We start from the raw sequence: 11,789 nt of genomic DNA on the forward strand, positions 1-11,789 counted from the left end.
ATTCTGTGTGTCGCTTGAATGAGTATCATTCTAACAAAATTTGAAACATACAGTTATGCCAGCAAATTGACACAACCCTCTAACTGTTTTAGAGTTCACCGTTAGCTGGTAATTTTATGTTTTAACAATAACTGTAACAACGGAGCATATAACATGGCAAAACCATTAATTCAAATGGCCTTAGATTCATTAGATTTCGATGCAACAGTAGCGCTTGCTGATCAAGTCGCTCCTTATGTCGATATTTTTGAGATTGGTACACCATGCATTAAATACAATGGTCTGAAGCTGGTTGAAGAATTAAGAGCAAGATTCCCGAATCAACTGATTTTGGTTGATCTGAAAACAATGGATGCCGGTGAATACGAAGCGACACCATTCTATGCGGCAGGCGCAGACATTTGTACGGTACTGGGTGTGTCTGGTTTAGCGACTATCGGCGGCGTAATCAACGCGGCGAAAGCGCATAACGCAGAAGTGCAGGTTGACCTGATCAACGTGCCAAACAAAGTTGAATGCGCAAGAGCAAGCGCCGAAGCCGGTGCGCAAATCGTAGGCGTACACACGGGTCTGGACGCGCAAGCAGCGGGCCAAACTCCTTTCGGCGATCTGCAGGACATCTCTGATCTGGGTCTGGATGTGCGTGTATCGGTTGCCGGCGGCATCAAGCAATCTACCGTCCAACAAGTTGTAGAAGCAGGTGCGGACATCATCGTTGTTGGCGCAGCCATCTACGGTGCTCCATCACCCGCTGAAGCTGCTCGTGAAATCCGTGAATTGGTAGATGCAGCAGCGGTGTAAGCAATGCATAAACAACTTGTCGTAGAAAAAATCAAGGATATTCTGAATTCAACTAAAGAATCCTATGACCAGAAGCTGACGTATTTACTGGACAGGGCGGGCCGGATTTTTATTTCTGGCGCCGGCCGTTCTAAACTTGTCGGTAACTTTTTTGCCATGCGTTTGATGCATGGCGGTTATGATGTCAGCGTTGTCGGCGAGATCGTTACGCCGAGCATTAAAGATGGTGATTTATTGATCATTATTTCCGGTTCGGGTGAAACTGAACAACTGATATCGTTCACCAAAAAAGCAAAAAAATTGGGTGCCGATATCATTTTGATTTCTGCGAGAAGTAATTCAACTATCGGTGATTTGGCGGATGCGGTGTTTCAGATAGGCAAGCCCGAACAATATGAAAAAGTGAAAGGCATGCCGATGGGAACCGTGTTCGAACTGTCTACCCTGGCTTTTCTTGAATCGACCGTCTCTCATATCATTCATGACAAAGGCATCGAGGAAGAAGTCATGCGTAGCAGGCACGCAAATTTGGAATAGTACTGCAAAACGGGCGAAATTCGATTTCGCCCGTTTTTTTACCCATTTTCAAGTTACATCGGATTTTCATGGTGTGGCTCATAGTCATGTTGACAGAGAGCTCAATTGAGAAGGTTGCAGTCTGTTTTGCCGGTTGAGAAAGATCTGAACGCAATAAGGCTGTTGCCAATAAATATCAATCAATAAGCTTTATCAAAGTCGGCTTCATCGTTGGGAACGTGTTACTACTAAGGAGCTGTACTTTCATACAAAAGAACAATGTAACTATTCACTATTTCATAGGAACAGGTCGTTAATTTATCTGGATGTGTGCAATAGGCTTGATAGCTTCTAGTCGTTACCCCGTTGTTGTGGCTTGAGCTTCGACTGGGGTATTTCTGACCGGAGATATTGGCGCTGTAAGTTTTCAGGGGCAAAATTCGCTCAGTTGCGGACAGCTAGATAAATCAACATCCGACCCCTTGTGGAAAATCATGTTGAAAAGATACAGAACAATTTACAGAAGAGGCAGGCACAGGTGAAGAAGAATAGTTTGATAAATAGTTTATTGGGTGTGTTACCCATTTTTTCCTTTGATGAACAGGCCGGTTCCCGCGCTGAAAAAAGCGAGCAAACGTCTAATCAGCCGACCGGTGTCGCCCGTTATTTAGGCAATATGCCATCGGTGACAGGGGTCGATAAATATCTGAAAAGCCATCGGCATAACCCGGCTACCGGCGTTGCAAAATATATGGCTAGACAAATTTTGTCTGCTAATGACAGGCCCGCCAGCACGGGCGTGGCGAAATACATTACCCGGCAGATGATTTCCGACAAGGAAAAGCCGGCTGTCAGCAGCGTTGCCAGATATGTGGCAAAGCAGAGTTTAAGAATCAAGCAAAGACCGGTAGCCACCGGAGTGGCTAGTTATTTATCCAGACTGGCCAAGCTGGAAAAGGAAAATGCACCGACTACCGGCGTAGAAAAATATCTATACGAGCAACATAAGGCGGCTAAGCAGGCTGCCGCGGTTGAGCTGGTGGCGAGATTTTTAGAAGCCGAAGCGAAAGCAGCCCAATTAGCGGCTGAACAACGGGCGGAAGCTCAGGAAGAGCCGGCCGCAGTCGATAATTATGATCCCTCGGCATCAGGAGTTTCTCAATACCTGGCGAAGTTGGAGGCGGAAAATAAAGGCAGGGCGACTGGTGTCGCCAAATATATGGCAAAAAAAGTAGGCGCATCCAGTGTGGCTCCGGCTAAAACCGGGGTGGCCAAGTATGTCGCTAAACAAGCGTCGATCGTCAGAGAGGCGCCGACTGGCGTTGCCAAATATATGACCCGGCAGATATTGTCGACCAAGGTGGTTGATGTCCCGACTGGGGTTGAAAAATACATGGATAGACAAGAGCAAGTTGCCAGCGAAATGCCAAAAGCCAGTAGCGTTGCTAAATATCTTACTAAAAGGGCTATTTTGACAAAAAATACAACCGCTGATGTCAGGCCTGAAGAAGTTAGTCGGGATATTGTCGAGGAATTGCCGCAAGAATCCGAAGTCATGGTTGAGGAAGGTCCTGCGGAACTGACCGGGGTGGCTAAGTATCTGGCTGAGAAGGCTAAAACTGTTCCACCCGTCAGAGTAGAAGCCGTTTCCGAGCCGGAGCCGGTCACAGGCGTCGAAAAATATCTGCGCAATAGAGCGTGATTCGCTTTTACGCCCCTATCGAATAGGGGCGTTTCCAACCTCTCTTCGTGAGATTTTCTTATCGGATCTGCAAACTCACGTCATCAATCCCACCCAACTTATCTGTGCCGATCAGCAATCGGCGGCCAGAGTTCGGTCTAGCCTAGTACATAGTCAATAATGTTCTGTCGGCAAGTGCATGTCTGCGGATTTAGCCGCGCAATGCGAATAAATTCGCAGCTACCTCAGCATTTCCCTGTCATCAGTTTGGCGTTCAAAAAGGGCATGGAGTGTGTTTGGCGGTCAGAGCAAAAATCGGTCATGCCGCGCACACTGTTTCCAGAGCGACCGGATACCGGCTTAATCTTTCTTGATTACTTATAACTCTCAGCTACTTGGCGAGTGTTCGGTGGCTTGTTCTGCAAGTGTGTGAGGCATGACAGATTTTTGCTCCTTGCAAAATCTGCATTTCCACCATCCCTGGCGGTCAGATGCCGAACCCAAGCTTATAGGGATATATTCACCCAGCACCTAAATTCCATAGGCTAATGGCTGCGATAAATCATCTTCGTTTATTTAGGTGCTGGGTGAACAGCGTCTTGCAGAGCGAGTTACCGAATGCTCGTTTTTCACCTATCTTAGCAAGTACGCTTAATGTAGTTAATAATTATTGTAATTATTCAGCGTAGTTTTATAAGAGGGAGTAGGTTATTGATTAATCGGGCTGTCTGCAACAGGACGTTGCAGTCAGAGCTTACGCCGCACAGGGAAGTGCAAGTGCCGCGTGAGGCAGGATGCCGTTAGCTGCCATGGAAGTATTCACGCGTCCCGAGAAATCAATAACCTACTGCCTAAAACCCGAAAGATACTGAATAGTTACTAATTATTCTTTAAAGTTGGCGGAAACTTATGGGTAATCAGGTAATCTTTTGCAATATATGATTCTTTTATCCTGAACTGAGGTTAATTAATCGTTGATACCTTATATATATGGATAAGAGCTGTGAGGCATCGCGCTTAACAGGCTTTGGCTTGAGCGATTTCGTTCAGGTTTATAAGCCCGATTTTTCAGAAAACCATTCAGGCAGCAATTTTCAATTTGAGCATTTTAGCGGCATTAAGCATATGAGGTGTGTCTGTCGAGGAGCGCTTTAGCCCCGTCCTTTGGTGGAGGCAACGTCGGCATTCATGCCTCCGGCATCGTCGCCAGGCACCGTTCATCCAGCAGCTAAATACCCTTGGCTATTGGCTATGATTAATAATTTCCGTAACTATTCAGTATAAAAATGCTTTTACTATCAGTTACTTGTACCAGAAGACGCCGTTTACCCAGCACCTAAATAAACGAAGATGATTTATCGCAGCCATTAGCCTATGGAATTTAGGTGCTGGGTGAATATGTCCCTATAGGCTTGGATGCGACATCCCTGTCGCATACACTTCTTCCACAAGCAATTGATAGTAAAAGAAATATTTTCTCAGTATCAAGCTGAATAGGTGCTAATTTTCATTCAATAAAATGCGGGATGAACGCGTCCCGAGCAATCAATGATTTGCTGTCTGAATGCTGATAGACGCTGAATTGTTTCCAAACTCGCAGACTGGAATGCGATCACTTTTGTCAGATTTGTACAACAAGGCTTTTGTATGTCTAGCTTGGCGCCAACTTGAAAGCGCAAGTTGTTGAAAATTTAATGAGCTTAATATCATTGATTAACTAATGTTCATTACTTTATGTTTATCAAGCTATTATTGCTTAATAAAAGGTGAGGTGAAGGGGGTATTGTTGGCTTTCCTGGCCGACGGCTGGAGGATGAAAGGCGGCGATTTGGCAGAATATCGCGATTATGGAATGTTGTGAAATGGTTAAATTTTGCCCATGAAGTATGATCGACACCGCTGTTATACGGAACAGGACAGCGGACGTACGCCGCTAAGTCCTGATAAGGTAAATATGTTGTCGAGCCGGGTGACAATTTTGCCAGTCAGTCTGTTAGAATTGACATTTAACCTAGTTCTGTTTTAAAGTTCCTTCCGCGAAATAAGTCTGAAACAAAAAACTATAAACAACAACTAACCCTAACGGAGCATATAACATGGCAAAACCATTAATTCAAATGGCCTTAGATTCATTAGATTTCGATGCAACAGTAGCGCTTGCTGATCAAGTCGCTCCTTATGTCGACATCTTTGAAATCGGTACACCATGCATCAAATACAATGGCCTAAAGCTGGTTGAAGAATTAAGAGCAAGATTCCCGAATCAACTGATTTTAGTTGACCTGAAAACTATGGATGCCGGCGAATACGAAGCCACTCCATTCTACGCGGCAGGCGCAGACATTTGTACGGTACTGGGTGTGTCTGGTTTAGCGACTATCGGCGGCGTAATCAACGCAGCGAAAGCGCATAACGCAGAAGTGCAAGTTGACCTGATCAACGTGCCAAACAAAGTTGAATGCGCAAGAGCAAGCGCCGAAGCCGGTGCGCAAATCGTAGGCGTACACACGGGTCTGGATGCGCAAGCAGCGGGCCAAACTCCTTTCGGCGATCTGCAGGACATCTCTGATCTGGGTCTGGATGTGCGTGTATCGGTTGCTGGCGGCATCAAGCAATCTACCGTCCAACAAGTTGTTGAAGCAGGCGCGGACATCATCGTTGTTGGCGCGGCCATTTACGGTGCTCCATCACCCGCTGAAGCTGCTCGTGAAATCCGCGAACTGGTTGATGCTGCAGGGGCATAATCATGCACAAGCAACTTATCGTAGACAAGATCGCAGGTATTTTGGAATCAACTGAGGATTCCTATTCTGAAAAATTGACTGAAATGCTGGATCAGGCGAACCGGGTCTTTATTTCGGGAGCCGGTCGTTCGAAGCTAGTCGGTAATTTCTTCGCGATGCGTTTAATGCATGGCGGTTATGATGTCAGCGTCGTCGGCGAGATCGTAACGCCTAGCATTAAAGCCGGTGATCTGCTGATCATTATTTCCGGCTCGGGTGAGACAGAACAATTGATTGCATTCACTAAAAGGGCAAAAGATATCGGCGCTAAAATCATGCTGATTTCTGCTAAAAGTGATTCAACCATTGGCGACCTGGCGGACGGCGTATTCCAAATTGGCAAAGCTGAACAATATGAAAAAGTGAAAGGCATGCCAATGGGTACGGTATTTGAACTGTCTACCCTGTTCTTCCTGGAGGCGACCGTTTCTCATATCATCCATGAGAAAGGCATTGAGGAAGAGATCATGCGTAGCAGACACGCAAATCTGGAATAATGCAGAAAAACGGGCGGTTAATCCGCCCGTTATGTTTGTATCAAATCACCGATCGTAAGCATTACGATTCCTCAGAAGAATTCATAGTTAACAAATTATAGTAAGGAGAAGAATATGCCTTCGCGCCGAGAATTAGCGAACGCCATACGCGTTTTAAGCATGGATGCTGTTCAAAAAGCAAATTCAGGTCACCCGGGTGCGCCCATGGGGATGGCCGATATCGCTGAAGTATTGTGGAACGATTACATGGACCACAATCCGGCCAATCCAAAATGGCCAGGTCGTGACCGTTTCGTATTATCGAACGGCCATGGTTCCATGTTGGTTTACTCATTGTTGCACCTGACCGGTTACGATTTACCGATTGAGGAGTTGAAAAACTTCCGTCAATTACATTCTAAAACACCGGGTCACCCTGAGTATGGGTACGCGCCGGGCGTGGAAACCACAACTGGACCTTTAGGTCAGGGCATCACTAATGCCGTCGGTATGGCGTTAGCGGAACGAACGCTGGCGGGTCAGTTCAACCGTCCAGGTCATACGATCGTAGATAACTACACCTATGTGTTTTTAGGCGACGGTTGTTTGATGGAAGGTATTTCTCACGAAGCCTGTTCATTAGCCGGTTCAATGAAGCTGGGCAAACTGATCGCTTTCTATGACGACAACAACATCTCCATCGATGGTGAAGTTCGCGGCGAGCACGGTGTCCCAGGTTGGTTCATGGACGACACGCCTAAGCGTTTCGAAGCTTACGGCTGGCACGTTATCCCCGTTGTCGACGGTCATGACGCGGATGCCGTGAAAGCGGCCATCGAAGAAGCGCGTTCAGTCACCGACAAGCCTTCTATTATCTGCTGTCAGACTACAATCGGTTGGGGCTCGCCTAACAAACAAGGTAAGGAAGATTGTCACGGCGCCGCATTGGGCGAAGATGAATGTGCCTTGGTTCGGGTAACGATCGGCTGGCCGCATGAGGCCTTCGAAGTGCCAAAAGAAATTTACGAGGGTTGGGATGCCAATGACAGTGGCGCTAAGAAAGAAGCCGAATGGAATGAGGCGTTTGAAAAATACCGCAGCGAATACCCTGAATTAGCGGCTGAATTCGAACGCCGCGTCGCAGGTGACTTGCCAAACGACTGGCAGGAAAAAGCCAACGCCTTCATCGCCGAAGTGAACAGCAAGGCCGAAAATATCGCAAGCCGCAAAGCGTCGCAAAACACTCTGAACGGTTTTGGACCTGTTCTGCCTGAGTTGTTGGGTGGTTCGGCTGACTTGGCGGGTTCCAACCTGACAATTTGGTCAGGTTGTAAGGACGTCAATGCGCCGGGCCATGATGGCAACTACGTGTACTACGGTGTGCGTGAGTTCGGTATGTCCGCGATGATGAACGGTGAAGCGCTGTATGGCGGCTTTATCCCTTATGGCGCGACTTTCGAAATGTTCTCTGAATATGCCCGTAACGCATTGCGTATGGCGGCATTGATGAAAATTCGCAATATCTTCGTCTATACTCATGACTCTATCGGTCTGGGTGAAGACGGTCCGACTCACCAACCTGTCGAGCAAACTGCTACACTGCGCATGATTCCAAACATGGCCGTTTGGCGTCCTTGTGATGCGGTTGAATCGGCGGTTTCTTGGAAGTCTGCGATTGAACGCGTCGATGGTCCTTCGACATTGATTTTCTCTCGCCAAGGTCTGCCGCACATCGAGCGCAGCCAAGATCAAATTGATGCGATCACTCGTGGCGGTTATGTGTTAAGAGACTGTGACGGACAGGCTGATGCCATCATCATCGCAACCGGCTCGGAAGTCGATCTGGCAGTCAAGGCGGCAGAGCAATTAACGGCTAAAGGTAAGAAAATTCGCGTCGTTTCCATGCCTTCTACTAACGTCTTTGATGCTCAAGATCAATCATACCGCGATTCTGTATTGCCGCCTGCCGTGACTCAGCGCGTTTCCGTTGAAGCGGGCTGCACTGACGGTTGGTGGAAATATGTTGGCAGCAATGGAAAAGTCGTAGGTCTGGATCACTTCGGTGAGTCGGCTCCTGCGGGCGAACTGTTTAAAGAGTTCGGTTTCACTGTTGACAACGTAGTCGCAAACGTAGAAGCGGTGCTTTAATATAAAAGGAATTTAGCCATTCCATTTAACGAAGAGACCCCTTATACTAGGACTCACTTTTTGATGAATCCGGCGGGGTCTCAACCGCTCCTGAATGACGCATAGGTGAACATGGTGAAAAACTATAACTTTAAAAAGGCTGTTTTGGCGGCAATGCTTTTGGCGAGTCCATTAGCTGGCGCTGAAACACAATATCCAGCATCCGATTTCAAACCTCAGGTTCTGTACAGCGATGCCGAATACGAGCATGCTGAATCGGCGCCGGCTGCGGCTCCCGCAAAAAAAGCGGAAGTCGATCCCAGATTCCCGGCAGCAAACTTCGAGCCTAAAGTGGTTTACAAGGATAGTGATTATAAGCATAAAAAAGATGTTGTCGCGGCGCCTAAAACAAGCGCGGCTCCGTCTGCATCTGTCAGCAGCAGCGAAGCTGCGCCAACTGGCCAAGCAGCGGAAGAAGGCTCTGACAATACTATGCTGTTCGGTTTGATTGCGCTGGCTGCAGTAGGCTTTTACTTCTTCAGAAAAGGTTCTGCTGGACAGCCAAAAGCAGCAGCGGGTGCAGTAGCCGCGAGATCTGCTTATGCCGGCGAAGAAGGCGGCCTGACAGGGGTCGCCAAATATCTGGCGGAGAAAGAAGAAAAAAGCACGGGTGTTGCTAAATATCTGGCCAGTAAAGAGGAAAAACCAGCCACGGGTGTAGCCAAATACATGGCGAAACAAGTGGTTGCTGCAAGACAAGCCGCCGCTGAAAAAGCGACCGGTGTTGAAAAATACTTGCGCAATAAAGGCTAAACAGCCCTTATGACATGTTAATACGGAGTCTTAGGGATAGGGCTCCGTATTTTATTCAGAATTATGCAAAGTGGACGGAGCGGGTTTTAACTAGAAGCTTACTGAACGCCTCCGTAACTGAGAGTGATGACATTGCGTCTCATCGGGCCAAGCGTTCTGGCTGATTAATATAGATGTTAGTGTGGTCGCCAAGTCATAGTCAGGTTATCTTCCGGACTAAACGATCTTCCCATCATCTGTTCAATTCTAGGGAATTTAGAGTTGCATCGCTAGCCTTCCGAACCACATACAAAAATATGCAATGCCGACTTTCGTAATTTAATTTATGATAGTCCGTTAACAAATTTTTTTATCAATCAAATAAAGGTACCATCATTATGGCAAAAAATTTACTTGAACAACTTAGTGAAATGACCGTAGTTGTGGCTGATACCGGTGATCTTGAAGCCATTGAGACATTTAAACCACGTGATGCCACCACTAACCCTTCGTTGATTACCGCGGCCGCTCAAATGCCACAGTATCAAAGCATTGTCGATGATACTCTGAAAGGAGCGAGAGAATCACTGGGCGCCGCTGCCTCGGCAGATGAAGTCGCGACATTGGCCTTCGACCGTTTGGCGGTATCATTCGGCCTGAAAATTCTGGAAATCATTCCAGGCCGTGTTTCCACTGAAGTTGACGCCAGACTGTCTTTTGACACCGAAGGCACCGTCGCCAAAGGTCGTGAAATTATCGCCCAATATGAAGCGAAAGGCGTTTCTAAAGAACGAATTTTGATTAAAATCGCTTCCACTTGGGAAGGTATTAAAGCCGCTGAAATTCTGGAAAAAGAAGGCATACACTGTAACTTGACGCTGTTATTCGGTTTGCACCAAGCGATTGCTTGCGCCGAGGCCGGCGTGACCCTGATTTCTCCTTTCGTGGGTCGTATTCTGGACTGGTACAAGAAAGATACCGGACGCGATTCATATCCTGCGCCTGAAGATCCAGGTGTTCTGTCTGTCACCGAGGTTTACAACTATTACAAGAAATTTGGTTATAAAACCGAAGTTATGGGAGCGAGCTTCCGTAATATCGGTGAAATCACCGAATTGGCCGGTTGCGATCTGTTGACTATTTCTCCTGCGTTGTTAGCGGAATTACAATCATCTGAAGGTGAGTTGGTGCGCAAACTTGACCCTGCTAAAGCCGCCGAGCAAAGCATCGAAAAAATCTCTATCGATAAAGATACTTTCGAAAAAATGCATGCCGACAACCGTATGGCGACCGACAAGCTGTCTGAAGGTATCGATGGCTTCGCCAAGGCGTTGGTATCCTTGGAACAAATGTTGAAGGATCGTTTAGCAACGTTGGAAGCTTAATTAATCTAAATGGTATGCGGGGTGGACAGTTGATTGTTTGAATCCCAGCGCAATTATTGTTTAGTCATACACCGCTCTTGAATGCTGTTTAAGAGCGGTGTTACTTTTTAAATCAGGACCTAAATCAATGGCACAAAAAATTTTAGACATCGTCAAGCCAGGCGTTGTGACCGGCGAAGACGTACAAAAAGTTTTCGAATTCTGTAAACAAAACAAATGTGCGTTGCCAGCAGTAAACTGCATCAGCACCGACACGATCAACGCCGTGTTGGAAGCCGCCGCGAAGGTGAAATCCCCGGTTATCATCCAGTTTTCCAATGGCGGTGCGGCGTTCTTTGCAGGTAAGGGTTTACCTGTTGAAGGGCAGCGCAGCTCTATCTTGGGGGCAATTTCCGGGGCAAAACATGTGCACAATATGGCTGAGCACTACGGTGTTCCCGTTATTTTGCATACCGATCATGCGGCGAAAAAATTATTGCCATGGATCGACGGATTGTTAGATGCCGGCGAAAAACATTTTGCCGAAACCGGTAAGCCCTTGTTCAGCTCTCACATGCTGGATCTTTCCGAAGAAAGTCTGGAAGAAAACATCGAGACTTGCGCAAAATATTTGGAGCGCATGTCGAAAATGGATATGACCCTGGAAATCGAACTGGGTTGTACCGGCGGTGAAGAAGACGGCGTTGATAATACCGATATGGATCATTCCCTGTTGTATACGCAACCGGAAGAAGTCGCTTATGCTTACGAGGAATTAAGCAAGGTCAGCCCGCGTTTCACCATTGCCGCTTCTTTCGGTAACGTTCATGGTGTCTACAAACCGGGTAATGTAAAACTGACGCCGACTATCCTGAGAGATTCTCAGACTTATGTTTCCGAGAAATACGGTGTCCCGACCAATACCCTGAATTTCGTTTTCCACGGTGGTTCCGGCTCTTCCGCCGAAGAAATCAAGGAATCGATCAGCTATGGGGTCATCAAAATGAACATTGATACCGATACCCAATGGGCGACTTGGGAAGGTGTGAAGAACTACTACAAGAAAAACGAAGCCTATCTGCAAGGCCAAATCGGCAACCCGGATGGCGCCGATAGCCCCAACAAGAAATATTATGATCCACGCGCTTGGCAACGCGCCGGCCAAGTTGGCATGGTGACGCGTTTGGAACAGGCTTTCAAAGAACTGAATGCGGTTGATATTTTATAAGCCGTTTAAGTTGATAAAGCC

General features: G+C 47.1%; 9 protein-coding genes. All 9 read left to right on the forward strand.

The window, feature by feature from the left end; genetic code table 11:
* Nucleotides 1-153 precede the first annotated feature (153 nt).
* The 9 genes from hxlA (Q9L42_RS08335) to fbaA all read left to right on the forward strand — a co-directional run bounded on the left by hxlA (Q9L42_RS08335) (nt 154) and on the right by fbaA (nt 11,768).
* On the forward strand, nt 154-801 hold the full coding sequence (gene hxlA, locus Q9L42_RS08335; protein ID WP_305908906.1) for a 3-hexulose-6-phosphate synthase: 648 nt from the start codon (nt 154-156) through the stop codon (nt 799-801).
* Between the two features lie 3 nt (nt 802-804).
* Complete coding sequence (gene hxlB, locus Q9L42_RS08340; protein WP_305908905.1) at nt 805-1,338, forward strand: 6-phospho-3-hexuloisomerase; 534 nt, start codon at nt 805-807, stop codon at nt 1,336-1,338.
* 532 nt (nt 1,339-1,870) lie between these two features.
* Complete coding sequence (locus tag Q9L42_RS08345; protein WP_349432613.1) at nt 1,871-3,019, forward strand: hypothetical protein; 1,149 nt, start codon at nt 1,871-1,873, stop codon at nt 3,017-3,019.
* Nucleotides 3,020-5,094: 2,075 nt separating this feature from the next.
* On the forward strand, nt 5,095-5,742 hold the full coding sequence (gene hxlA / locus Q9L42_RS08350; protein WP_305908902.1) for a 3-hexulose-6-phosphate synthase: 648 nt from the start codon (nt 5,095-5,097) through the stop codon (nt 5,740-5,742).
* Between the two features lie 2 nt (nt 5,743-5,744).
* On the forward strand, nt 5,745-6,278 hold the full coding sequence (gene hxlB / locus Q9L42_RS08355; protein ID WP_305908901.1) for a 6-phospho-3-hexuloisomerase: 534 nt from the start codon (nt 5,745-5,747) through the stop codon (nt 6,276-6,278).
* Between the two features lie 114 nt (nt 6,279-6,392).
* Nucleotides 6,393-8,405 carry a transketolase gene (gene tkt / locus Q9L42_RS08360; protein WP_305908900.1) on the forward strand — a complete coding sequence of 671 codons (2,013 nt, stop codon included), beginning with the start codon at nt 6,393-6,395 and terminating at the stop codon, nt 8,403-8,405.
* 111 nt (nt 8,406-8,516) lie between these two features.
* Nucleotides 8,517-9,197, forward strand: coding sequence for a hypothetical protein (locus tag Q9L42_RS08365; protein WP_349432616.1), 681 nt, complete (start codon nt 8,517-8,519; stop codon nt 9,195-9,197).
* A gap of 377 nt (nt 9,198-9,574) precedes the next feature.
* Entirely contained in the window at nt 9,575-10,561 is a 987-nt protein-coding gene (locus Q9L42_RS08370) for a transaldolase (protein ID WP_305908898.1), read from the forward strand.
* A 127-nt stretch (nt 10,562-10,688) separates the two neighbouring features.
* Nucleotides 10,689-11,768: a class II fructose-bisphosphate aldolase gene (gene fbaA, locus Q9L42_RS08375; protein WP_305908897.1), complete on the forward strand. Its 1,080-nt coding sequence runs from the start codon at nt 10,689-10,691 to the stop codon at nt 11,766-11,768.
* Nucleotides 11,769-11,789: the final 21 nt, after the last annotated feature.

The sequence above is a fragment of the Methylomarinum sp. Ch1-1 genome, assembly GCF_030717995.2.
In the GTDB taxonomy this organism is placed as follows: domain Bacteria; phylum Pseudomonadota; class Gammaproteobacteria; order Methylococcales; family Methylomonadaceae; genus Methylomarinum; species Methylomarinum roseum.

What these genes read in the sequence shown, in the direction of transcription:
- hxlA (WP_305908906.1), top strand. Translation starts at nt 154, where the DNA reads ATGGCAAAACCATTAATTCAAATGGCCTTAGATTCATTAGATTTCGAT.
- tkt (WP_305908900.1), top strand. Translation starts at nt 6,393, where the DNA reads ATGCCTTCGCGCCGAGAATTAGCGAACGCCATACGCGTTTTAAGCATG.
- hxlB (WP_305908905.1), top strand. Translation starts at nt 805, where the DNA reads ATGCATAAACAACTTGTCGTAGAAAAAATCAAGGATATTCTGAATTCA.
- hxlB (WP_305908901.1), top strand. Translation starts at nt 5,745, where the DNA reads ATGCACAAGCAACTTATCGTAGACAAGATCGCAGGTATTTTGGAATCA.
- Q9L42_RS08370 (WP_305908898.1), top strand. Translation starts at nt 9,575, where the DNA reads ATGGCAAAAAATTTACTTGAACAACTTAGTGAAATGACCGTAGTTGTG.
- fbaA (WP_305908897.1), top strand. Translation starts at nt 10,689, where the DNA reads ATGGCACAAAAAATTTTAGACATCGTCAAGCCAGGCGTTGTGACCGGC.
- hxlA (WP_305908902.1), top strand. Translation starts at nt 5,095, where the DNA reads ATGGCAAAACCATTAATTCAAATGGCCTTAGATTCATTAGATTTCGAT.
- Q9L42_RS08365 (WP_349432616.1), top strand. Translation starts at nt 8,517, where the DNA reads ATGGTGAAAAACTATAACTTTAAAAAGGCTGTTTTGGCGGCAATGCTT.